Genomic DNA, 22,665 nt, shown 5'->3' on the forward strand with positions numbered 1-22,665 from the left:
CCCTCCGGCGGGCGCCCTCACCCCCGCCCCCGCAACCCCTCCCGCAGCCACGCGTACGACGCCTTCGGGGTCCGTGTCTGGGTGTCGAAGTCGACGTGGATCAGGCCGAAGCGGCGGGTGTAGCCCTCGGCCCACTCGAAGTTGTCGAGGAGGGACCAGACGAAGTAGCCGCGGACGTCGACGCCGGCCCGCATCGCGTCGTGGAGGGCGCGGAGGTGGGTGTCGAGGTAGGTGATGCGGGCCTGGTCCTCGATGCCGGGGTAGGAGCAGCCGTTCTCGGTGATGATGATCGGCGGGAGGCGGTCGGCGTAGCGGGATGCGAAGGCCGTGAGGAGTTCGGTGAGGCCCGCCGGGACCACCGGCCAGCCGAAGTCCGTCACCGGGTGGCCCTCGATCTCCCGGACGGAGAAGGGCAGTTCGGCCGGGAGTGTGAGGCCGCCGAACTCGATCTCGTCGCCCTGCGGTGCGCCCACCCGGGTCGGCGCGTAGTAGTTGATGCCGTACCAGTCGAGGGGTTCGGAGATCACCTTCAGGTCGGCGGCCACGTCTCCCGGCATCAACTCGCCCAGGCCCGAGGGGTATTCACCCAGGAGCAGCGGGTCGGCGAAGAGGCGGTTGAGGAGGAGGTCGTAGAAGTCCGCCGCCTCGATGTCCGCCGGGTCCTGGGAGGCCGGCCAGGTCGGGCCGTGGGAGTTGGCGACGCCGATGTCACGGGCGCCGGACGCGCGCAGGGCCTGGACGGCCAGGCCGTGGCCGAGGAGTTGGTGGTGGGCGGCGGGGAGGGCGTCGAACAGGAGCTTCCCGCCGGGGGCGTGGGCGCCCAACGCGTGGCCCAGCAAGGTGTGTTCGGCCGGTTCGTTGAGGGTGATCCACTTCGGGACGCGGTCGCCGAGGCGGGCCGCGACCACCGACACGTACTGAGCGAAACGCGATGCCGTGTCCCGGGTGAGCCAGTCCTCGGAGACCGGGAGATCCCAGTGGAAGAGGGTCGGGACCGGGCGGATGCCCGCGGCGCACAGTTCGTCGACGAGACGGTCGTAGAAGTCGAGCCCGCCGGGGGAGTTGACCCGGGGCCAGGAGATCGAGAAGCGGTAGGCGTCCACGCCGAGGCCGGCGAGGAGGGCCACGTCCTCGCGGTAGCGGTGGTAGTGGTCGCAGGCCACCGCCGCCGTCGAGCCGTCCTTCACCTGTCCCGCGACGGCCGTGAAGGTGTCCCACACGGACGCCTCGCGGGTGTCCGCCGCGCCCTCGATCTGGTGGGCCGACGTCGACACCCCCCACAGGAAGTCGGCCGGGAACTGGGATATCGGGTGCGCGGTCTGGTGCGGTACCGGGTTCTTCGCCATCGGCGGATCATCCGTACCCATCGGTAAGGAAGTCAACAGGGCGGCGGGGGAACGCCGTTGCCCGCCAGGCCCGTTCGCTCAGGCGTCCAGCGCCGCCCCCGCGCCGCCCCCGCGCCTCACCTCACCGTCCCCTTCAGGCGCCCTCCTTCAGGACTCGGGAGATCAACTCCCGTTGGTCGTCGGTCAGTCGGGGGTCGGCGGCGTGGACGGTGCGGCCGTCGACGGTGATCTCGTAGCTGAAGCCGTCCGGCACTCCGGTGGAGGACGCCTCCCGCCCCGCGGACAGGGCCCGTTCGGCCAGGGACCGCCACTCCTGGGCGTCGGGCAGTGCCGAGGTGTCCACCTCGGCACTGCGCTCGATGCCCGCGAACCCGCCCGTACGCCTCACTCGAATACGCATGGGACGTGTCTAGTACGGAACTACGCGGTCCGCACCCCGACCGTCTCCCATGCCTTCGTCACGGCTTGCAGCTCCGCCCCCTGCTGGTACCGCGCCTTGGCGGCGGCGGCCGTCGCCTTCGCGAACCCGGCGAAGTCCACGTCGTTGTCGAGGTCCCCGCCGGTCAGCACGTCGTACCAGATCTGCCCGGCGCGCTCCCAGGCGTTGCCGCCGAGGGCGGTGGCGACCAGGTAGAACGCGTGGTTGGGGATGCCGGAGTTGATGTGCACGCCGCCGTTGTCGCGGCCGGTGCGGACATAGTCGGCCATGGTCGCGGGCTGCGGGTCCTTGCCGAGGACGTCGTCGTCGTAGGCGGTGCCCGGGGCCTTCATGGAGCGCAGGGCGGTGCCGGTGACGCGCGGGGCGAGCAGGCCCGCGCCGATCAGCCAGTCGGCCTCGGTGGCGCTCTGGCCGAGCGTGTACTGCTTGATGAGGGAGCCGAAGACGTCGGAGACCGATTCGTTGAGCGCGCCGGACTGGCCGAAGTAGGTGAGGTTCGCGGTGTACTGCGTGACGCCGTGGGTCAGTTCGTGCCCGATGACGTCGATGGGGAGGGTGAAGTCGAGGAAGATCTCGCCGTCGCCGTCGCCGAACACCATCTGCTCGCCGTTCCAGAAGGCGTTGTTGTAGTCCTTGCTGTAGTGCACGCTCGCGTCGAGCGGCAGGCCCTCGCCGTCGATGGAGTGCCGCCCGTACGCCTTGAGATACAGCTCGAAGGTGGCGCCGAGACCGGCGTAGGCGCGGTTGACGGTGGCGTCCTGGCCGGGCTCGGAGCCCTCGGCGCGCACCTTGGTGCCGGGCAGGGTGGTGCCGTGCTTGGCGTCGTAGATGGTGCGCTGCGGCTGGTCGGAGGCGGCGCCCGGGGGCGCGGCGACGGCGGTGGCGCCGACGACGGTGGTCATCCGGCGGTGGGTGCGCTCCCAGGCGTCGCGCTCCAGGGTGCGGCGCGCGGCCGAGGAGAGCGCCGGGTCCTGGTTCTGGGCGATCCGGTCGAGGACGTGCGGTGGTACGACAGTGCAGAAGACGGGCTCGTGGCCCCCGTTGGTCGTCATGTCTCGCACCATCGCACTGAGTCACTCAACTGTCACTACCAGCGACCATGATTGGTGAAAAAGCGTGACATTGTCTGCGTCTGCCCCGGCCGTAGTGGTATGGCGCACTTTTTATCCCGTTCGCCCCGGTTCCCCCGCATACTGATTCCGCATACTGATACGACGACCCCGGCCCGGAGCGTCTGGACTAGCATGCTCCGCATCATGCGTTTCGCGCTCCTTCTCCTTAGCTGCCGCGGCGAGGGCCTGTAGTCCAGGTCGACTCCCTCCCCGCGGAGCTTGGCGTTGCGTCGTCGGCCGTCCTTCAGGACACCCCATGAGGAGCCTCGCGAACATGGCGAACCGCCAGCAGCCCAGCACCATGCCGATCCACAAGTACGGCCGTTACGAGCGGGTCGAGCTGCCCGACCGCACCTGGCCCGAGCAGCGGATCACCGCGGCTCCCCGCTGGCTCTCCACCGACCTGCGGGACGGCAACCAGTCCCTGATCGACCCGATGTCGCCCGAGCGCAAGCGCCGGATGTTCGACCAGCTGGTCAAGATGGGCTACAAGGAGATCGAGGTCGGCTTCCCCGCCTCCGGCCAGACCGACTTCGACTTCGTGCGCTCGATCATCGAGGAAGAGGGCGCGATCCCGGACGACGTCACGATCTCCGTGCTGACGCAGGCCCGTGAGGACCTGATCGAGCGGACCGTGGAGTCCCTGAAGGGCGCCCGCCGGGCCACCGTCCACCTCTACAACGCGACCGCGCCGGTCTTCCGCCGGGTCGTCTTCCGCGGCTCCAGGGACGACATCAAGCAGATCGCCGTGGACGGCACCCGGCTGGTCGTCGAGTACGCGGAGAAACTGCTGGGCCCCGAGACCGAGTTCGGCTACCAGTACAGCCCGGAGATCTTCACGGACACCGAGCTGGACTTCGCGCTGGAGGTGTGCGAGGCGGTCATGGACGTCTGGCAGCCCGCGCCGGGCCGCGAGATCATCCTCAACCTGCCTGCCACGGTGGAGCGTTCGACCCCGTCGACGCACGCGGACCGCTTCGAGTGGATGCACCGCAACCTCTCCCGCCGCGAGCACGTCTGCATCTCCGTCCACCCGCACAACGACCGCGGAACGGCGGTGGCGGCGGCCGAACTGGCGCTGATGGCCGGCGCCGACCGCGTCGAGGGCTGCCTGTTCGGACAGGGCGAGCGCACCGGCAACGTCGACCTCGTCACCCTGGGCATGAACCTGTTCTCGCAGGGCGTCGACCCGCAGATCGACTTCTCCGACATCGACGAGATCCGCCGCGTCTGGGAGTACTGCAACCAGATGGAGGTCCACCCGCGCCACCCGTACGTGGGCGACCTGGTCTACACGTCTTTCTCCGGCTCCCACCAGGACGCCATCAAGAAGGGCTTCGACGCCATGGAGGCCGACGCCGCCGCCAAGGGCGTCACCGTCGACGACATCGAGTGGGCCGTCCCGTACCTGCCGATCGACCCGAAGGACGTCGGCCGCTCCTACGAGGCCGTCATCCGCGTCAACTCCCAGTCCGGCAAGGGCGGTATCGCCTACGTCCTGAAGAACGACCACAAGCTGGACCTGCCCCGCCGGATGCAGATCGAGTTCTCGAAGATCATCCAGGCCAAGACGGACGCCGAGGGCGGCGAGATCACCGGCTCCGACATCTGGTCCGTCTTCCAGGACGAGTACCTGCCCAACCCCGACAACCCGTGGGGCCGCGTCCAGGTACGGCACGGCCAGTCGACGACCGACACCGACGGCGTCGACAGTCTCACCGTCGAGGCCACCGTCGACGGCGAGGACACCGTCCTGACCGGCTCGGGCAACGGTCCCATCTCGGCCTTCTTCGACGCCCTGCACGCCATCGGCATCGATGTGCGCCTGCTGGACTACCAGGAGCACACGATGAGCGAGGGCGCCTCCGCGCTGGCCGCCTCGTACATCGAATGCGCGATCGACGGCAAAGTCCTGTGGGGGATCGGCATCGACGCGAACACGACGCGTGCGTCGCTGAAGGCGGTCGGCTCCGCCGTCAACCGCGCGACCCGCTGACCCACCCTGACCGGCTGTTTAGGGGCCCTGATCGTCGTATACGGCGATCAGGGCCCCGTCGTTTCTCGGCCAACGGGGTGTGCGGGTCGAGGGGAGGTACCTGACGGGGTACTGACTCCACCTCCAAGATGTGGCTAACATCACGCAAAGCGCGGCGATGTTGCCGTGGCGTTACGGAGGTGCGACGTGCTGCCAGGACGGGGACGAGACGGCCGTGCCGGCAGGCCTGCCCGCTTACTGGGCGCCCGCACCGTATGGACGCCGGTCGGGGACGGCGAGTTCTTCTGCCCCGGCTGCGGAGGCGACCGCAACTACCAACGGCTCACCGGACGCCGCCGGTTCACCCTGCTCGGCCTGCCGGTGCGGCCCGGCAGCGAGACCGGCCCGGTCGTCGAATGCGCCTCCTGCCGCCGCCACTTCGGCACCGACGCCCTCGACCACCCCACCACCACCCGCTTCTCCGCGATGCTCAGGGACGCCGTGCACACCGTCGCCCTCGCGGTGCTGGCCACCGGCGACGGCTGCACCCGCGCCGCCCTGGAGTCGGCCGCCTGCGCCGTCCGCGCCGCCGGTTTCGACGACTGCACGACGGACCAACTGGCCGCCCTCGTCGAGGCGTTGGCCGACGACACCGGCCGCGCCCACAGCCGCCCGTGCGGCGCGGGACTCGCCATAGAGCTGCACGAGGCCCTCGACCCGCTCGCCCCGCACCTCGCCGGCGTGGGCCGCGAGTCGATCCTCCTCCAGGGTGCCCGCATCGCCCTCGCCGACGGCCCCTACACCCCCGCCGAACGCGATGTCCTGGCCACCGTCGGCGCCGCCCTCACCCTCTGCGCCGACGACGTCACCCGCCTCCTCGCGGCAGCCGCCCGTACCCCGTCCTGACCACACCCCGTCCCCCGAACGGATGACACCGCCCCGCCCCCCGAAGCCCCAACCCCCTTGGTCTGAACGGCACTTGGTCCCCCCGGCCACCTCCACCCATCGCGTCAACGACGGTCACCCCGGGAACCCTCAAGGGGTGACCTTCCCGAGCCGCACGCTGCTGGCCGCCGCCGTCCTCCTGGCCCCGCTCACCCTCGCCACCCCCACCGCCTCGGCAACCGCCCCCTGCACCTCCTCCGTCCCCTACGTCTCGGGCGAGGGCGGCTACGACACCTACCGCATCCCGGCCGCGCTCACCACCCGCCGGGGCACCCTCCTCGCCTTCGCCGAGGGCCGCCACAACGGCGCCGGCGACTCCGGCGCCATCGACGTCGTCCTGCGCCGCTCCACCGACGACGGCTGCACCTGGGGCCCCCTCCAGGTCGTCACGGCCGGGAACGGCGACACCCGGGGCAACCCGGCCCCCGTCATCGACCCGCACACCGGCGACATCGTCCTGGTGACCTCGTACAACAGCGGCCAGGTGACCGAGGCGCAGATCATGCGGGGCGAGGTCACGCCCGAGCAGGGCCGCCGCGTCTTCGTGCAGCGCGGCCGGGACGACGGACGCCGGTTCAGCGCGCCCCACGAGATCACCGGCGAGGTGAGACGCCCCGGCTGGCGCTGGTACGCCACCGGCCCCGGACACGCCGTCGCCCTCACCCGTGGCCCGCACGCCGGGCGCCTGGTGGTCCCGGCCGACCACTCCTCGGCGCCGCCCGCCGGTTCCCCCGACACCGGCCAGGAGGGCAGGTACTACGGCGGCCACGCCCTCTACAGCGACGACGGCGGCCACCGCTGGCACCTCGGCTTCGTCGACGACTCCTACGACGGCACGGCCAACGCCAACGAGACCAGCGCCGCCCAACTCCCCGACGGCAGGCTCTACTTCAGCGCCCGCGACCAGGGCGGCAGCACCGGAGGCAACCGCCTCGACAGCTACTCAAGCGACGGCGGCACGACCCTGGACCGCCCCTACACCGCCCAGCACACCCTGGACGAGGCCCCTGCGGTAGCGGCCAGCGTCCTCCAACTCCGTTCCCCATCAGCCCCCTTGCTGTTCTCGGCCCCCTCGGTCCCCACGGCCCGCCGCGCGATGGCCATCTGGCGCAGCACAGACAAGGGCACCACCTTCACCAAGACCCTCACCCTGTCCCCCCACCCAGCCGCCTACTCAGACCTTGTCCAACTCCCCCACGCCTCAGCAGCCCTCCTCTACGAAACAGGCACCAAGAACCCCTACGAGACCATTGAGTTCAGCCGTTTGACGAGGGAGCAGCTGGGCGAGTGAGGGGCGCGGGGCTGTATCGATGTGCGGTTCCGCCTCGTGGGCGCGACAGGCGGGGCCGAGCAATGTCATCGACGGTCCGGCAGCGCCCCGATAGGGGCGCGGGGCCGTATCGATGTGCGGCTCTGCCGCGTGGACGCGACAGGCGGGGCCGAGCATTCTCACTGACGGCCGGGCAGCGCCGTTAAGGGGCGCGGGGCCGTATCGATATGCGGCTCCGCCGCGCGGGCGCGACAGGCGGGCCGAGCAATGTCATCGACGGTCCGGCAGCGCCCCGATAGGGGCGCGGGGAACTGCGCGACCAGCCACGACGGCGCCGCAGTCAACCGACAACCTGACCCGGAATGACCAACGCGCCGCGCCGCTAAAGCAACCCCGCCGCCGCGAGGAACCCGGCGACCCGTTCCACCTCCTCCGGAGCCAACGGAACCTGCGGCTCCGCAGTAGCCGCACACTCGATGACCCCCCTCAGCCGCAGCGCGGCCTTGAACGCCCCGATCGCAGACGACCCACCCCCCATCCGGACCGGGTCCCCGACCCCGACCAGCCCGAACAGCCCACACAACCGCTCCTGTTCGGCCCGAGCGGCGTCCCACTCCCCACCCCGGCACAGCCGGTCGAGCCGGACGTACCCGTCGGGATCGACGTTGGCAAGGCCGGGCACCGCCCCACCCCCGCCCAACGCCAACGCACTGTCGACGAACAGCTCGGACCCCGTCAGCACGGCGAACCCGGGATACGCCCGCGCCCCGGCGACCACCGCCCGGAACCCGGCCAGGTCCCCGCTGGAGTCCTTGAGCCCGGCCAACACCCCCTCCGCCGCCAACTCCAGTACCAGACCGGCGTCGAGCTTGGTGTGCACGGCCGACGGAATGTCATAGGCGACGACAGGCACGGGACTGGCGGACGCCAACAGCCGGAAATGCCGGGCGATTTCGGCGGCATGGGTGCGTGTGTAGAACGGCGCCGTGGCGACGACCGCGTCCGCACCGGCCGACGTCACGGACTCGACGTGGTCCAGGACCCGGGGCGTCGTCATGTCGATCACCCCGGCCAGCACGGGGAGTTGACCGCCGACGTGGGCGACGACGGCCTCCACGACCTGGCGGCGCTGACGGTCGGTGAGGAAGGCGGCCTCGGAGGTGGAGCCGAGGACGAAGAGGCCGGAGACTCCGGCGCCGACCAGCCGGTCGACGAGCCGCAGCAGCGAGCGGACGTCCACCTCGCGTTCCGGTGTCAGGGGTGTGCACAGGGGCGGGACGACACCGGTCAGCGGGGTGGGGAAGGTCATGTGGGCTCCTGGGGTGCGCGGCCGTGGGCGGGCGGTGCGGGTTGTTCGTCGTTCACAGGATGGTGGCAGCGGTAGCGGTGCGCGGGCCGCGACGCGGCCGTGAACTCCGGCAGCAGCCGGGCGCACACATCGTCCGCCCTCCAGCAGCGGGTGCGGAACGGGCAGCCGCCGGGCGGCCGGGTCGCCGACGGCACGGGCCCGGTGAGCGGGATCGGGTCGACCGGTCCAGTCCGACCAGGCCCGTCAACTCCCCTACCCGTTCGTCCCGTTGGGCGCGGGTGCCGCGTCGGTGGACGTCCAGCGGGTCACGCAGGATGTGCCGTACGGGCAGCCTGCGGTTCAGGGCGGTCGAAAGGAACGGGCCAGTTCACTCACCGTACGGCCTCGCTCGCGGGCGCCTCGACGACGTCGGCGGTCACGCCCGTCTCCACGATCCGCCCGCCGTACATCACCACCACCCGGTCGGTGACGTCGGCGATCAGCGCCAGGTCGTGCGAGACGAGGATCAGCGCGCAGCCGAGTTCCGCGCGCAGCCGCAGCCGCAACGGCCTAGCCGAGCGTCTCGGCCAGTAGGGCTGCCGCCTGCGCGATGAGGGCGTCGTCGCGGACGGAGTCCTTGGCCGGCATGGACGACAGGAGGGCCAGGACGACGGGGGTGCCGTCGGGGGTCCAGGCGATGCCGACGTTGTTGTTGGTGCCGTAGCCGCCGGTGCCGGTCTTGTCGGCGACGGTCCAGTTCTTCGGCACCCCGGCCCGCAACCGGGTGCCGCTGGTGGTGTTGGTGAGGAGCCAGTGGGTGAGCCGGGCGCGGTCCTTGTCGTTCAGGGCGTCGCCCAGGACCAGGCGGGCGTAGGAGCGGCCGATCGCCGCCGGGCTCGTGGTGTCGGTGACGCGGTCCGGCTCCCCGGAGTTCAGCTCCGTCTCCCAGCGGTCGAGACGGGTCACCGGGTCGCCGATCGACCGCGCGAACCGGGTCACGGCGGTCGGCCCGCCCAGCTCACGCAGGAGCAGGTTGGCGGCGGCGTTGTCGCTGTAGCGGATGGCGACGTCGGCCAGTTCGGAGACGGTCATGCCCTCGGCCAGGTGCTCCCGGGTGTGGTCCGAACCCTCGACGAGATCGGCCTCCGTGTAGTGGACGCGCCGGCCGAGCACCTCGCCGTCCCGGTCCAGGTCACGCAGAACGGCGCTCACGGCCACGGTCTTGAACACCGAGCACATCGGGAACCGTTCGTCGGCCCGGTGGGCGACCGTCCTCCCGGTGCGGACGTTGTGCGCGAACACACCGAGCCGGGCGCCGTACCGTGCCTCCAACTCCCGCAGCCGGTCGGCGGGTTGCCGCCCGGCCGCCCCCGCCGAGGCGCCGGTGAGCAGGACGGCGGCAGAGGCGGCACCGGCGGCACCGGCGGCGATGACGGTACGGCGGGCAGGACGGGCAGGACGGGCAGGACGGGCAGGACGGGGCCGAGGGGCGTCGGGGGTGTGCGGCGAGGCTGAGATGACGTGCTCCTTCACTCGGCGGATCGGTCTCTGCCTTGACCGACGTTTTACGTGAGACGTCGGTTGCCTCGGCGGGGCACGCGGTGCCGGTCCGGCAGGGGGCGCCCGGGGTCGGTCCGGGTAGGTGAGAATGGGGCGCATGAGTCTGTTCCGTGATGACGGCGTCGTGCTGCGCACCCAGAAGCTGGGTGAGGCGGACCGGATCATCACGCTGCTCACGCGCGGTCACGGGCGGGTACGCGCCGTGGCCCGGGGGGTGCGCCGGACGAAGTCGAAGTTCGGGGCGCGCCTGGAGCCGTTCTCCCATGTCGACGTGCAGTTCTTCGCGCGGGGGAGTGAGCTGATCGGGCGTGGGCTGCCGTTGTGCACGCAGAGCGAGACGATCGCGCCGTACGGCGCCGGGATCGTCACCGACTACGCCCGCTACACCGCCGGTACGGCGATGCTGGAGACGGCGGAACGGTTCGCCGACCATGAGGGCGAGCCGGCCGTTCAGCAGTATCTGCTGCTGGTGGGCGCCCTGCGCACGCTGGCCCGCGGGGAGCACGCCCCGAACCTGGTCCTGGACGCCTTTCTGCTGCGTTCCCTCGCCGTGAACGGGTACGCGCCCAGCTTCGGGGACTGCGCGAAGTGCGGGTTGCCGGGGCCGAACCGGTTCTTCTCGGTGGCGTCCGGCGGCTCGGTCTGCGTCGACTGCCGGGTGCCCGGCAGCGTCGTTCCCTCGCCGCAGACCCTGGCACTGCTGGCGGCGCTCCTCACGGGAGACTGGGGGACCGCGGACGCCTGTGAGCCGCGGCACGTGCGGGAGGGCAGCGGGCTGGTGTCCGCCTATCTGCACTGGCACATGGAGCGCGGGCTGCGCTCGTTGCGTTACGTAGAGAAGTAAGCCAAGAGGAGACGAGAAGCATGGCTGTAAGCGGGATTCTGGGACGGCGGCGCCGCGAGTACCGGGCGCCGGAGCCGCACCCGTCCGGTGCCCACGCCCCGAAGCTCCCGAGCGAGCTGGTCCCCAAGCACGTGGCGATCATCATGGACGGCAACGGCCGCTGGGCGAAGGACCGCGGGCTGCCGCGCACCGAGGGCCACAAGGTCGGCGCCGAGCGGGTTCTCGACGTCCTCCAGGGTGGCATCGAGATGGGCGTGGGCAGCATCTCGCTGTACGCGTTCTCCACGGAGAACTGGAAGCGTTCCCCTGACGAGGTCCGCTTCCTGATGAACTTCAACCGGGACTTCATCCGCAAGACCCGCGACCAGCTCGACGGACTCGGCGTGCGGGTGCGGTGGGTGGGCCGGATGCCCAAGCTGTGGAAGTCGGTCGCCAAGGAACTCCAGATCGCCCAGGAGCAGACCAAGGACAACGACGCCCTGACCCTGTACTTCTGCATGAACTACGGCGGACGCGCGGAGATCGCCGACGCCGCCAAGGCGCTCGCCGAGGACGTGAAGGCGGGGCGCCTGGACCCGTCGAAGGTCGACGAGAAGACGTTCGCGAAGTACCTGTACTACCCGGACATGCCGGAGGTGGACCTGTTCCTGCGGCCGAGCGGTGAACTGCGCACGTCCAACTACCTGTTGTGGCAGAGCGCGTACGCCGAGATGGTCTTCCAGGACGTCCTGTGGCCCGACTTCGACCGCCGCGACCTGTGGCGTGCCTGCGTCGAGTTCGCGTCCCGTGACCGCCGTTTCGGCGGCGCCACCCCGAACGAGGTGCTGGCCGAGCTGGAGGGCCGCTCCGCCACCTGACGTCTACCGGCGGTTCACGGCGATCGCTCATCATCGGCACATGAAGCGCTTTCCCTCCGCCCTGCCGTCGGTCCTGCCGTCCGCCCTGCCGCCCGTTCTCGCCCTGTGCACGCTGCTGGCGGCGGCCCTGCCCGCGCAGGCCGCCGACCAGCCCGCGCACCGCGACAGCTACGGCACCAAGGCCCCGTACGCGCCGGGCCAGAACGCCCGCACGTACCAGAAGGCCCCGGCCGGGTTCGTGCCGGTGTTCACCGAGAACGTCTCCCGGCACGGTTCCCGGGCGGCCACCGACGGCGAGGACGGCGACCTGGTCCTCGCCCTGTGGGCCAAGGCTGAGGCGGCCGGTCAACTCACCCGCCAGGGAACGGAGTTCGGCCCCAAGGTGCGGGCCCTCCAGGCGGCCATGGCGAAGGTCGGCTACGGCGACCTCAGCGGTCGGGGCAAGCAGGAGATCCAGGACACCGCCACCCGCATGGCCAGGCGCCTGCCGTCCCTGTTCGCCGGGATCGTCCGCAAGGGCGAGAAGATCGACGTCGTCAGCTCGGGCCAGGGCCGCGCGGTCGACAGCGCCGACCTCTACGCCGCCGCGCTGTCCGCGTCCGACCCGGCCCTCAAGCCGTTGATCGGGGCGACCCGCACGGACAAGGACCTCCTCTACTTCCACAAGGCCGACGGCGGCGCCGCGTACCGCGACTACATAGCGAACGACCAGCGCCTGGCGACGACGCTCAAGACCCTCACCGACCAGCCGAAGACGCACCGGGCGGCCCGCAGCGTCCTGCTCCGCCTCTTCGAGCCGGCCTTCGTGAACGGCCTCTCCGACGCCGACCGGGTGGCCGCCGCGCAGGCTGTATACAACCTGTATGCCATCGCCCCCGCGATGAGCGAGGAGAGCCCGGGAGGCAAGGGCTGGGGTCTCGACCGGTACCTCTCGACCGCCGACGCGGCGTGGTTCGGGTACCTGAGCGACACCGAGGACTTCTACGAGAAGGGCCCGGGCTTCGCCGACAGCGACATCACGTACAAGATGGCGAACGTCCTCCTCACCGACTTCTTCCACCAGATCGACGCCAAGCGCGACGGCGCCAGCACCCTCGGCGCCGAACTCCGCTTCACCCACGCCGAGGAGATCATCCCCCTCGCCGCCCTCATGGGCCTGCCCGGCAGCACCACCCCGGCCACCGGGACCCACCCCTACACCTACGCCACCAACCCCTGGCGGGGCGCGGAGGTGTCCCCGCTGGGCGCCAACATCCAGTGGGACGTCTACGAGAAGAACGGCCGCTACCTCGTCCACATGCTCTACAACGAGAAGGAAACCTCCTTCAAGCCCACCTGCCACCCGATAGCCAAGGGCAGCAAGTTCTACGACGCGACCGAACTGGAGCGGTGCTTCGGGCGGGGGTAGGGCCGGCGGGTTCCGGGCGGGCGGGGCGGGCACCAGGCTGTTCGCCGCCGGGGCAGCCGGATCGTCCTGGTAGTCACGCCTGCTCATCCACGCCCTCCCGACCGGTGCCCCCGGGAACTCCCGGTGCCAGGCACCGCCGGGTGCGGGCGTCGCCGTTCATGAACGGGCTTCGGGGGTGCGGACCTTCGCCCGCGCCCACAACTCCTCGCTGTGTTCCGCGAAGCGATCGAACATCCCGCCGTCTCCCTGCCTGCGGAGATGCAGAAGGGGCGAGTCATGCCCGACGAGACGGGCGAGGTGGGGCGTCACAAGCGCCTCCTGATCGAAGCGGAACACGGAGAGGCTGACGTGGTTGACCGCGTCCTCCGGCGCACCGAAGCGAGTCTCCAGGCCGTCCAGCGGCCCCAGCCGGTCAAGGTGCTCCAACGTGATCCTGATGCGCGTGGACACCGTCAGCGCCACGTCCTCCACGATCTCCCGCTGCCGCGTCACCTCGGCGTCAGGGTCGCCCAGCAGAAACCGGACGCGACACCCCGCCGCCGTCTTCTGACGCACCGTCTCCAGGAAGGCGGGCACCTGCGTCCACAGGAAGTAGTTCGTGTACCCGGCGAAGAAGAGATCCCTGCCGGAGTCCTGGATCAGGTCGCTCCACACCGTCGACGGGCACGCGGAGCGGTACGGGTAACTGCGGACCAGTTCTCGGTCGTGACCGCTCTTGACGCGGTCCTTCACCACCTGGGGCCAGATCATTTCCTCGTCCACTCCCAACGACGGCCCCGCACCCGTGCAGGCCCCGGACAACGCGGCAGGCGATGACCGCCCCCAAGGGGACAACCACCGCCTGCCCGAACGGACTTGACTCCGGCGCTCAGACCCCGCCGAACGCCCCACCCTTGACGCCGGTCACGAACGACGCGAACGCGGTCGAGGGGACGCCCAGTACCGGACCGGCCGGGTTCTTGCTGTCCCGTACCGGCACGACGCCCTGCGGGGCAACGAGGTTGAAGGCGACCTCGACGCAAACGCCGCCGCCTCCGCTGTAGGACGACGTGAACCAACTCGGGGATTCCATCAACGCACCCTGCCCTTCGGTCAGTTGAACTTCCCGGACTTGACGCCCGACACGAAGTGTCCGAACGCGGCGACGGGAAAGTCCAGTACCGGACCGGCCGGGTTCTTGGAGTCCCGGACGGGCACGGTGCCGTGCGTGGCGACGAGGTTGGCAGCGGCCTCAAGGCAGTTGCCGCCGTTGGAGCTGTACGAGGACTTGAACCAACTCGGGGTTTCCATCAACGCGGTCTGTCCTTCGGTCAGTTGAACTCGCCGGACTTGACCCCGCTCACGAACGACGTGAACGCGGCGGTGGGGAGGTTCAGGACCGGACCGGTCCGGGACTTGCTGTCCCGGACCGGCACGATGCCGTGCGAGGTGGAGAGGTTGACGGCGACCTCGACGCACTCGCCGCCGTTGGAGCTGTACGAGGACGTGAACCAGCACGGGGATTCAGTCAACACAGCTTGCCCTTCGGTCAGTTGAACTCGCCGGACTTCACGCCGGTCACGAAGGTCGCGAACGCGGCGGTGGGGACGCTCAGAACCGGGCCGGTCGGGTTCTTGCTGTCGCGGACCGGGACCACGCCGTCGGAGGCGATGAGGTTGGCGGCGACCTCGATGCAGTCGCCGCCGTTGGAGCTGTAGGAAGACTTGTACCAGCCAGGCTCGTTAGTCACGGATTTGCCCTTTCGTATCCTCGATCATGGCCACCGATGCCGCCTGCGACAGTGCTTCGGCCTGTAGATGATGGTATGCGTTCAACACCGATAGAACGAACGTGCTTTCACGATCCACATGACCCTGAGCTTGCGACTCGGCGTAGGCCATCATGGACCGGTCGGCCATCGTCAGCAAGTTCACCGGAAGGTTGAACGGCCGCCGCTCTCCTATGCCGTACGGCGATACCTGGAGCACCGTGTTGGGGAGCGCGGCGAACTCGACCAGCCGTTGCAGCTGGGGCCCCATGACCGCTGGCCCGCCGACCGAGTGCCGGAGGCAGCTCTCGTCCATGACCACGAGCATCATGGGCGGGCGGGACCGCACGAGCGCTGCTTGCCGATCTTCAAGGAACTCGACTCGCTGTGCGGCCTGTTCGGGCGAGATCGCCCCTCGTCGTATGTCGCCGTCCGCCAACGCCTTTGCGTACTCCGGTGTTTGCAGCAGTCCCGGCACGATCCCGACGGCGAACAACCGGATCTCCACCGCTCGACCTTCGTACCCGACGTACTCGGGGAAGCCCTCCAGCAGCGAGCCATTTTGCAGCTCGTAATACCGACGCTCGAATGTGTCCGTTGAGCCAGCGGTGCCGAAGGCCACGTCCGCGCTACGCGAAAAGCGCAAAGTAGGAACCTTGCGGCCAGTTTCGACGGCCGAAATATGCGTGCTGGAATATGCCATTTGCTCGGATGTGACCTCCTGCGTCCAGCCACGAGCCTCCCGCAAGCTGCGCAGATGTGCGCCGTACGCAGCTCGGGGGCTCTTCTCCGGCTCTAACTCCTTGCGATTCACCGGAGTATCACTTCCCTTCTGCCTCTGATGACAGGTTGAACAGGGTCTGACTCTAAGCCAATCTGTGGCCTCCCGGTAGTGGAATGACTACGGAGAGGAGCGACTCATGTCCAAGGACACCGCCCCGTCCCTCGGAACCCTGTTGGTCGACGCTCACGACAAGGTGGGTGAGTTCCGGGCCGCGTTGTTCGGCCGTTGGTACCTGCGTCCCGTGAACGGGGGTGTCGAGTGGGACGTCGACCCCCGCGACGTCTCGCCGGCCAGCCCCGAACAGCGCCTGCGTGCCGAACTCGCCCGCGCCAACGCCCAGAGCCGCACGAACGCCTACTGCAAGCGCGACCCGAAATGACCACCCGCCCCCGGCTGAACTTCCGCCTCCCGCGCTGGTTACGCCCCCGCCGCCGCCGTTCCGCGTGGCCCAACACCCTCCACCACTCCCGCCGCACCGGCCCGGCCCTGGAGCCGTCGAGCTACCGGGCCGAGGTCCGCGCCGAGTGGTCCGCCCCCGGCACCGGTGAACCGAAGTGGCTGGTGCTCGGGACGTTCCAGTCGATCTCCCCGAAGCTGATACTGCGCTGGCTGGCCGGAGAGGCGGTGCGGGTCGCGGACCGGCTGGCTCCCCGGCCGACCGGCACCCCGTGGGTGTCCCCGCTGATGCACGCCTTCCGTGTGCCCGACCCCGGCTGTTCCGGCGAACTCCGCGCATGGGCCGCCGACACCGACGAACTGCACGCCGCCCGCACCCACATCAAACGCGGCTACCCGCTGTTCGTGACGTTCACGGACGACGACGACTGCACCTACACCCTCACCGTGTGGCCCGTGAACTCCCGCACCCCGCACGACAGTTACCCGCCCACTGCGATGCCGTTGCCGGTGTGGCACCGGGTCGGCGGACTCGCCCACCCCCTCTACGTCCTCGCCCCGCAGGACCCATGGACGTCACCGTGACAACTACCCCCCACCCCAAACCCGTTGACCCCGCCACCCTCACCGAAAAAGCCGCCGCCCGGGACGCCGCCCGCGCCGACAGCACCCGCATCATCGAGCGCTACCAGGCCCGCGAACCCGTCTCCCGCATCGCCGCCGACTACGGCGTCAACCCCGACTGGCTCGCCCTGCGCCTCGTCGAATGGGGCATCCACCGCCGCCACCGGCACGAGGCCCACGCGTTGCGCCGACCGGCGGGACACGTCTTCCGGGGCCGGACGAAACGCCGCACCACCGCCGAAGTCCGGGACGCCCAGGCCAAGTTCACCGCCAACCGGGACGACATCAGCGCCCGCTACCTCGCCGGAGCGTCCGTCACCGGACTCGCCCGCGAATACCAGGTCGCCCCCACCTGGATCGCCGAACGCCTCGACGACTGGGGCGTCCCCCGTCGGAAACGGCCCGTCCCGACGCAGGCGCACGACACCACCGTTCCACCGCACTGAGACTCCGCCCCCTCGCGCGGGCACCTCCTCGTGTCGGCGCGGCCCATCCGTCCGTTCACAGAGAAAGTGCGGCCCATGGCCAAGGAGAAACAGGAGAAGAACCCGCAGCCGCCCCCGCCGAGGCCACCCGGGCCCTGCGGCCCGCGTCCGCCGAACCGGTAGGCCGAACCCCCAACTCGCAAGCAACCAAGGCACCTTCCGAGAGAGGAACCATCATGGGCAAGCACGGAGACGGCAAGGACGGCAAGGACGGCGACAAGAAGCAGTCGCCGAAGGAGTCCGACGGCAAGTGGACCAAGCCGGTCACCAACCCGCCCAAGAAGCGGGGTAGTTGATGACCTCCCAGCAGCAACTGGTGGACGCTCTCACCGCCGAGGGCGCCCTGCCGGACGAGTGGCGGGACACCGTCACCTCCGTCGACCGGGGCCTGTTCATCCCGAACCGGATCGGCGACGTCGACAAAGCCGCCGACCCGGAGGAGTGGGCGCGGCTCGTCTACGCGGACGTACCCGTGGTGACGCAGGTGGACGACGGCGAGGGCGACGGGCCGGGTCGGCCGACGTCGTCCAGTTCGATGCCGTCGCTCATGCTCGACATGCTGTCCCTGCTCGGCGTCCAGGACGGCCACCGGGTCGGGGAGGTCGGCGCGGGCACGGGCCTGAACGCGGCCTGGCTGGCCCATCGGCTGGGCGTCGAGAACGTCAGCACCGTCGAGTACGACCCCGTCGTCGCGGAGCGGGCCCGGGCCAACCTGGCGGCGGCCGGACTGCCCGTCCCGGTGCTCACCGGCGACGGCATGGCCGGACTGCCGGACCACGCGCCCCTGGACCGGCTGATCTGCACGTGCACCGTGCGGACGGTGCCGTACGCGTGGGTCGCGCAGACGCCCGGCGGGCGGATCGTCACCCCGTGGGGCGGCTCGTTCCACTCGTACTCGTTCGCGGTGCTGGACGTGGCGGACGGTGTGGCGCGGGGCCGGTTCGTCGGCGACCCCGACTTCATGTGGTCCCGGGACCAACGGGGCCGCCGGTGGGCCATCGCCGACGTCTACCACCGGCAGGAGGGCGAGAAGTCCACGACGCCGGTGGACCCCCGCGAGATCGACGGCGACGCCGACGCCCTCTTCGCGATCGGCACCCAACTCCACGATGCCTACCCGCAGTTGCACCACGCCGACGACGGCTCAGGCGAGGCCACCTACTGGCTCCTCGGCGACGACGGGACCTCGTGGGCAACGGTCGAGTACGTGCCCGACCGCACGCACTTCGAGGTCGAACAGCACGGGCCACGACGCCTGTGGTCCGAGGCGGAGGCCGCCTGGAACTGGTGGCTCGACCAAGGCCGCCCGACCCGCGACCGGTTCGGCCTGACGGTCGACCAAAACGCCCAACGCCTATGGCTCGACGATCACCTTCTCCCCCCACTGCCACCAGCCGAACGGCACTCCACGTCACGCCGACCCGTTCCTCCTGCGCCGACGCTTCGACACTGAGCCGCATCGATGAACCTGCCGAGACAACGACGTTCAAGAAAGGTCCCTTTCCGGTGGAGGCCAGGGTCCGCCCTCGCCGCCGCCCCCCTCATATACGAAAGGCCCCGCGAGCCTCCCTCAAGGGGATCGCGGGGCCTCGCTCGTGGGAGAAGCGTCAGCTTGCTCCTACGACGTCCTTCTCCTCCGCGAAGTGGCACGCCGAGTCGTGGGCCGCCTCCGTGTTCGCCTCCCTGAAGCGCTCGGGGATCGCCAGCAGCGGCGTCTCCTGCGCGCACTTGTCCTGCGCCTTCCAGCAGCGGGTGCGGAAACGGCAGCCGGAGGGCGGGTTGGCCGGGGACGGCACGTCGCCGCTGAGCAGGATGCGCTCGCGGTGTTCGCGCGCCTCCGGGTCCGGTACCGGCACCGCCGACAGGAGCGCCTGGGTGTACGGGTGGGTGGGGTGGTCGTAGATCTGGGTGTCGGTCCCGATCTCCGCCATCCGGCCCAGGTACATCACGCCGACCCGGTCGGAGATGTGCCGCACGATGGACAGGTCGTGCGCGATGAAGAGATACGACAGGTCGAACTCGTTCTGGAGCTTCTCCATCAGGTTGATCACCTGGGCCTGCACGGAGACGTCCAGCGCGGAGACCGGCTCGTCGCAGATGATGATCTCGGGGTTGAGCGCCAACCCCCGTGCGATACCGATGCGTTGCCGCTGCCCACCGGAGAACTGGTGCGGATACCGGTTGATGTGCTCCGGGTTGAGGCCGACGACCTCCAGCAGGTCCTGGACCTTCTTGCGCCGGTTCTCCTTGGGGGCCACCTCGGGGTGGATCTCGAACGGCTCCCCGATGATGTCACCCACCGTCATCCGGGGGTTGAGCGAGGTGTACGGGTCCTGGAACACCATCTGGATGTTGCGCCGGACCGCCTTGAGGGCGCGGCCGGTGAGGCGGGTGATGTCCTCGCCCTTGTAGAAGATCTCGCCGGCGGTGGCGGTCTCCAGGTTCATCAGCAGCTTGGCGACGGTCGACTTGCCGCACCCGGACTCACCGACGATGCCCAGCGTCTCGCCCCGGTAGAGGTCGAACGAGATGCCGTCCACCGCCCGCACGGCGCCGACCTGGCGTTTGAAGACGATGCCCTGGGTCAGGGGAAAGTGTTTGACCAGGTTGCGGACCTGAAGGATGGGCTCCTTGTCGCGGGGCTCAGCCATGGATCGTCTCCTTCCAGAAGTGGCACGCGCTGCCGCGGCCGGTCAGCTCCGTGCCGTCCTGCTCGGTGACCTGCACCAGCGGCGGCACCTCGGCACGGCAGATGTCCTGGACGTGCGGGCAGCGCGGGCTGAACGCGCAACCGCCGGGAATCCGCAGCAGGTTGGGCGGCAGGCCCTTGATCGCGTACAGCTCCTGGCCCTTCTGGTCCAGGCGCGGGATCGATTCGAGCAGCCCCTTGGTGTAGGGATGCGCGGGCCGCTTGTAGATCTCGTGCACCGGCGCCTGCTCGACGATCCGGCCCGCGTACATCACGGCGATCTTGTCGGCGACGTCGGCGACCACCCCGAGGTCGTGCGTGATGAGGATCAGCCCCATCTGGAACTCCCGCTGCAACTCCGCCAGCAGGTCCATCACCTGAGCCTGGACGGTGACGTCGAGGGCGGTGGTGGGCTCGTCGGCGATGATCAGGTCGGGTTCCAGGGCGAGCGCCATCGCGATCATGATGCGCTGGCGCATCCCGCCGGAGAACTGGTGCGGATAGTCGCCCACCCGTGCCGCAGCCGCCGGGATGCGCACCCGGTCCATCAGCTCGATGGCCTTGGCCTTGGCCTCCTTGCGGGAGCTGCCGAGGTGGACCCGGAACATCTCGCCGAGCTGGAAGCCCACGGAGAGCACGGGGTTGAGGGAGGACAGCGCGTCCTGGAAGATCATGGCGATCTTGCGGCCGCGGATCTTCCGGCGCTCCTCGGCGGACATCTTGAGCATGTCCTGACCGCGGAAGAGGATCTCGCCCTGCGGAATCCGTCCCGGCGGCATGTCCAGGATGCCCATGAGGGCCTGGGCGGTGACCGACTTGCCGGAGCCCGACTCGCCGAGCACGGCGAGGGTCTCCCCGGCGGCGACCGAGTAGTTGACGCCGTTGACGGCCTTGACGACACCCTCGCGGGTGTGGAACTCGACGTGCAGGTCCCGGACTTCGAGGAGCGGAACGTCGCCGGCGCCGTCGCGCGGGGCGGGCTGCGCCGCCGTTTCTTCAGTGATGGTCATGTCCGTACGCCCTCCTCAGCGCAGCTTGGGGTCGAAGGCGTCGCGGACCGCGTCGCCGAGCATGATGAACGCGAGCACGGTGATGCTCAGCGCGGCGGCCGGGAAGAGCAGGGCGTGCGGCGAGGTCAGGAACCGGTCCTGGGCGTCGCTGATCATCAGGCCCCAGGAGATGTCCGGGGGCTGGATGCCGATGCCCAGGTAGGACAGCGCCGACTCGGCGGAGATGTAGACGCCGAGGTTCATGGTGGTGAGGACGATGACGGGGGCGAGGGTGTTCGGCAGGACGTGCCGGAAGGCTATCCGCCGGGTGTCCGCGCCGAGCGCCTTGGCCGCCATCACATAGTCGTTGTGCTTGTTGGTGATGACCTCGCCGCGCATGATGCGGTAGACCTGCGGCCAGCCGAGGACGGCCATGACCAGGGAGACGGTCCACACGTTGCTGGTCTGGAACATCGACATGATCAGCAGGGCGCCGATCATCAGCGGCAGCGCGAAGAACACCTCGGTCACCCGGGACAGCACGGTGTCCAGCCAGCCGCCGCGCAGCCCGGCGATCATGCCGAGGGTGGCGCCGAGGCCGGTGGTCAGGCAGGTGGTGGCGACGCCGACGATGATCGAGTTGCGGGTGCCCCACACCGTGCGGGTGTAGATGTCGCAGCCCTGGACGTCGTAGCCGAACCAGTGGTCGCCGGACGGGCCGTTCATCGAGTTCATGAGGTTGCAGAAGCCGTCGGAGAACGGGCTGCGGTCGGTGAACAGCTGCGGGGCCACGGCCAGCGCCAGCAGGAAGACGATGACGACGCCGGAGATGATGAACCACCAGTTGCGGCGCAGGTCCTCCCAGCCGTCCCTGAGCAGGCTGGCCGCGCGGGCCGCGCTCTTGTCGTCCTCGATCGGGCCGTCCGCCGAGGGCAGCGGGTCTCCGGTCGGGACGGTCTTCTCCATGGTGTTCTCACTCATAGCGAATCCTCGGGTCGAGCACGGCGTAGAGAACGTCTACGACCAGGTTGGCCACCAGGTAGATCAGGACGAGCAGGGTGGTCAGACCGACCACCACCGGCCGTTCCCGCAGATAGACGGACTGGGCCAACTGCCCGCCCAGACCAGGCAGGTTGAAGACCCGCTCGGTGATGATCGCGCCGCCCATCAGGGCGCCGAGGTCCATACCGAGGAACGTCACCACGGGGATCAGCGAGTTGCGCAGGGTGTGGACGCCGATGACCCGGCGGCGCGGCAGGCCCTTGGCGATCGCGGTGCGGACGTAGTCGGCGCGCACCGCCTCCATCACGCTGGTCCGGGTGAGGCGGCTGATGTACGCCATCGACGTCGACGCCAGCACGAGGCCGGGCAGGATGTAGCTGGTCGGCCAGCCGTCCTCGATGCCGGCCACCGGGAAGATCTGCCACTGCACGCCGAGCACCAGCTGCAACACGCTGCCGAGCACGAACACCGGCACGGAGATCAGGAACAGGGTGCTGATGAGCACCAGGTTGTCCACGAACCTGCCCCGGCGCAGGGCGGCCAGCGTGCCGGCGAGGACGCCGATGACGGCCTCGATCCCGAACGCGGTCAGCGAGAGCTGGAGGGTGACGGGGAACCGCTGGTCGACGATGTCGGAGATCGCCCGGCCCGTGTACGTCGTTCCCAGGTCCCCGGTGAACAGACCGCTGATGTAGTACCAGTACTGCACGATCAGCGGCTGATCGAGGTGGTATCTGGCGCGCAGGATGGCGGCGATCGTGGGATCGGCGCGCTTCTCTCCGGCGAGTGCCTGGATGGGATCGCCGTGCAGGGCGAACACCAGGCAGAAGATGATGAACGTGACGCCTATCAGTACAGGGATCGCCTGAAGGATACGGCGCACGACGTATCGGCCCATTGCTTCT

Annotated in this window: 26 protein-coding genes; 10 read left to right on the plus strand and 16 right to left on the minus strand. The window is 69.8% G+C overall.

Annotated elements, in window-relative coordinates; genetic code table 11:
* Positions 1-17 precede the first annotated feature (17 nt).
* From ACIQOU_RS19205 to ACIQOU_RS19215, 3 genes are all read right to left on the minus strand, one after another.
* Positions 18-1,346 (minus strand): GH1 family beta-glucosidase, encoded by a 1,329-nt coding sequence (locus tag ACIQOU_RS19205; protein ID WP_401537941.1) that lies wholly within the window; start codon positions 1,344-1,346, stop codon positions 18-20.
* Positions 1,347-1,479: 133 nt separating this feature from the next.
* A complete protein-coding gene (locus ACIQOU_RS19210; RefSeq protein WP_401537942.1) occupies positions 1,480-1,746 on the minus strand; it encodes a protealysin inhibitor emfourin in 267 nt (88 codons plus the stop codon).
* Positions 1,747-1,766: 20 nt separating this feature from the next.
* The gene (locus ACIQOU_RS19215; RefSeq protein ID WP_401537943.1) at positions 1,767-2,837 is read right to left on the minus strand and encodes a M4 family metallopeptidase; all 1,071 of its coding nucleotides are present in this window, start codon (positions 2,835-2,837) and stop codon (positions 1,767-1,769) included.
* 334 nt (positions 2,838-3,171) lie between these two features.
* On the opposite strand from ACIQOU_RS19215, the gene leuA reads away from it, so the two are divergent.
* The 3 genes from leuA to ACIQOU_RS19230 all read left to right on the plus strand — a co-directional run bounded on the left by leuA (position 3,172) and on the right by ACIQOU_RS19230 (position 7,108).
* Complete coding sequence (gene leuA, locus ACIQOU_RS19220; protein WP_401537944.1) at positions 3,172-4,893, plus strand: 2-isopropylmalate synthase; 1,722 nt, start codon at positions 3,172-3,174, stop codon at positions 4,891-4,893.
* Positions 4,894-5,079: 186 nt separating this feature from the next.
* On the plus strand, positions 5,080-5,778 hold the full coding sequence (locus ACIQOU_RS19225) for a TerB family tellurite resistance protein (protein WP_401537945.1): 699 nt from the start codon (positions 5,080-5,082) through the stop codon (positions 5,776-5,778).
* A 136-nt stretch (positions 5,779-5,914) separates the two neighbouring features.
* On the plus strand, positions 5,915-7,108 hold the full coding sequence (locus ACIQOU_RS19230) for an exo-alpha-sialidase (RefSeq protein WP_401537946.1): 1,194 nt from the start codon (positions 5,915-5,917) through the stop codon (positions 7,106-7,108).
* Between the two features lie 361 nt (positions 7,109-7,469).
* On the opposite strand, the gene ACIQOU_RS19235 is transcribed toward ACIQOU_RS19230, so the two are convergent.
* The 3 genes from ACIQOU_RS19235 to bla form a co-directional block, all read right to left on the minus strand.
* The gene (locus ACIQOU_RS19235; RefSeq protein WP_401537947.1) at positions 7,470-8,396 is read right to left on the minus strand and encodes a dihydrodipicolinate synthase family protein; all 927 of its coding nucleotides are present in this window, start codon (positions 8,394-8,396) and stop codon (positions 7,470-7,472) included.
* Positions 8,397-8,767: 371 nt separating this feature from the next.
* Positions 8,768-8,941, minus strand: a complete 174-nt coding sequence (locus tag ACIQOU_RS19240) for a hypothetical protein (RefSeq protein ID WP_401538225.1) — start codon at positions 8,939-8,941, stop codon at positions 8,768-8,770.
* Between the two features lie 4 nt (positions 8,942-8,945).
* Entirely contained in the window at positions 8,946-9,806 is an 861-nt protein-coding gene (gene bla / locus ACIQOU_RS19245) for a class A beta-lactamase (RefSeq protein WP_401538214.1), read from the minus strand.
* A 226-nt stretch (positions 9,807-10,032) separates the two neighbouring features.
* Here bla and recO point away from each other — a divergent pair, with 226 nt between their 5' ends.
* From recO to ACIQOU_RS19260, 3 genes are read left to right on the plus strand one after another with little or no spacing between them, the layout of a single operon-like run.
* Positions 10,033-10,779: a DNA repair protein RecO gene (recO, locus tag ACIQOU_RS19250; protein WP_401537948.1), complete on the plus strand. Its 747-nt coding sequence runs from the start codon at positions 10,033-10,035 to the stop codon at positions 10,777-10,779.
* Positions 10,780-10,799: 20 nt separating this feature from the next.
* A complete protein-coding gene (locus ACIQOU_RS19255) occupies positions 10,800-11,636 on the plus strand; it encodes an isoprenyl transferase (RefSeq protein ID WP_401537949.1) in 837 nt (278 codons plus the stop codon).
* Positions 11,637-11,676: 40 nt separating this feature from the next.
* Positions 11,677-13,044, plus strand: a complete 1,368-nt coding sequence (locus ACIQOU_RS19260) for a histidine-type phosphatase (protein WP_401537950.1) — start codon at positions 11,677-11,679, stop codon at positions 13,042-13,044.
* Between the two features lie 156 nt (positions 13,045-13,200).
* Here the strand turns inward: ACIQOU_RS19260 and ACIQOU_RS19265 are convergent, their stop codons facing one another.
* From ACIQOU_RS19265 to ACIQOU_RS19290, 6 genes are all read right to left on the minus strand, one after another.
* Positions 13,201-13,794: an XRE family transcriptional regulator gene (locus ACIQOU_RS19265; RefSeq protein ID WP_401537951.1), complete on the minus strand. Its 594-nt coding sequence runs from the start codon at positions 13,792-13,794 to the stop codon at positions 13,201-13,203.
* Between the two features lie 118 nt (positions 13,795-13,912).
* The gene (locus ACIQOU_RS19270) at positions 13,913-14,116 is read right to left on the minus strand and encodes a DUF397 domain-containing protein (RefSeq protein WP_401537952.1); all 204 of its coding nucleotides are present in this window, start codon (positions 14,114-14,116) and stop codon (positions 13,913-13,915) included.
* Between the two features lie 20 nt (positions 14,117-14,136).
* Positions 14,137-14,334 (minus strand): DUF397 domain-containing protein, encoded by a 198-nt coding sequence (locus ACIQOU_RS19275; protein WP_401537953.1) that lies wholly within the window; start codon positions 14,332-14,334, stop codon positions 14,137-14,139.
* 20 nt (positions 14,335-14,354) lie between these two features.
* Entirely contained in the window at positions 14,355-14,558 is a 204-nt protein-coding gene (locus ACIQOU_RS19280) for a DUF397 domain-containing protein (RefSeq protein WP_401537954.1), read from the minus strand.
* A 14-nt stretch (positions 14,559-14,572) separates the two neighbouring features.
* Positions 14,573-14,773, minus strand: a complete 201-nt coding sequence (locus ACIQOU_RS19285) for a DUF397 domain-containing protein (RefSeq protein ID WP_401537955.1) — start codon at positions 14,771-14,773, stop codon at positions 14,573-14,575.
* Positions 14,766-15,605 (minus strand): helix-turn-helix domain-containing protein, encoded by an 840-nt coding sequence (locus ACIQOU_RS19290; protein WP_401537956.1) that lies wholly within the window; start codon positions 15,603-15,605, stop codon positions 14,766-14,768. Before ACIQOU_RS19290 ends, ACIQOU_RS19285 begins: the two co-directional genes overlap by 8 nt.
* Positions 15,606-15,711: 106 nt before the next feature.
* On the opposite strand from ACIQOU_RS19290, the gene ACIQOU_RS19295 reads away from it, so the two are divergent.
* The 4 genes from ACIQOU_RS19295 (at position 15,712) to ACIQOU_RS19310 (ending at position 18,533) form a co-directional block, all read left to right on the plus strand.
* Positions 15,712-15,954, plus strand: coding sequence for a hypothetical protein (locus ACIQOU_RS19295; protein ID WP_401537957.1), 243 nt, complete (start codon positions 15,712-15,714; stop codon positions 15,952-15,954).
* Complete coding sequence (locus ACIQOU_RS19300) at positions 15,951-16,556, plus strand: hypothetical protein (protein ID WP_401537958.1); 606 nt, start codon at positions 15,951-15,953, stop codon at positions 16,554-16,556. Before ACIQOU_RS19295 ends, ACIQOU_RS19300 begins: the two co-directional genes overlap by 4 nt.
* Positions 16,553-17,041, plus strand: coding sequence for a hypothetical protein (locus tag ACIQOU_RS19305; RefSeq protein WP_401537959.1), 489 nt, complete (start codon positions 16,553-16,555; stop codon positions 17,039-17,041). The genes ACIQOU_RS19300 and ACIQOU_RS19305 overlap by 4 nt, the downstream gene beginning before the upstream one ends.
* A gap of 334 nt (positions 17,042-17,375) precedes the next feature.
* Complete coding sequence (locus ACIQOU_RS19310) at positions 17,376-18,533, plus strand: methyltransferase domain-containing protein (RefSeq protein ID WP_401537960.1); 1,158 nt, start codon at positions 17,376-17,378, stop codon at positions 18,531-18,533.
* A gap of 154 nt (positions 18,534-18,687) precedes the next feature.
* On the opposite strand, the gene ACIQOU_RS19315 is transcribed toward ACIQOU_RS19310, so the two are convergent.
* The 4 genes from ACIQOU_RS19315 to ACIQOU_RS19330 are packed head-to-tail and all read right to left on the minus strand — an operon-like array spanning position 18,688 to position 22,658.
* Positions 18,688-19,731: an ABC transporter ATP-binding protein gene (locus ACIQOU_RS19315; protein WP_401537961.1), complete on the minus strand. Its 1,044-nt coding sequence runs from the start codon at positions 19,729-19,731 to the stop codon at positions 18,688-18,690.
* Positions 19,724-20,779, minus strand: coding sequence for an ABC transporter ATP-binding protein (locus ACIQOU_RS19320; RefSeq protein WP_401537962.1), 1,056 nt, complete (start codon positions 20,777-20,779; stop codon positions 19,724-19,726). The genes ACIQOU_RS19315 and ACIQOU_RS19320 overlap by 8 nt, the downstream gene beginning before the upstream one ends.
* Positions 20,780-20,794: 15 nt before the next feature.
* On the minus strand, positions 20,795-21,739 hold the full coding sequence (locus ACIQOU_RS19325) for an ABC transporter permease (protein ID WP_401537963.1): 945 nt from the start codon (positions 21,737-21,739) through the stop codon (positions 20,795-20,797).
* Complete coding sequence (locus tag ACIQOU_RS19330; RefSeq protein ID WP_401537964.1) at positions 21,732-22,658, minus strand: ABC transporter permease; 927 nt, start codon at positions 22,656-22,658, stop codon at positions 21,732-21,734. Before ACIQOU_RS19330 ends, ACIQOU_RS19325 begins: the two co-directional genes overlap by 8 nt.
* Between the last annotated feature and the right edge of the window lie 7 nt (positions 22,659-22,665).

The organism is Streptomyces sp. NPDC091279 (assembly GCF_044757465.1).
Lineage (GTDB): Bacteria > Actinomycetota > Actinomycetes > Streptomycetales > Streptomycetaceae > Streptomyces.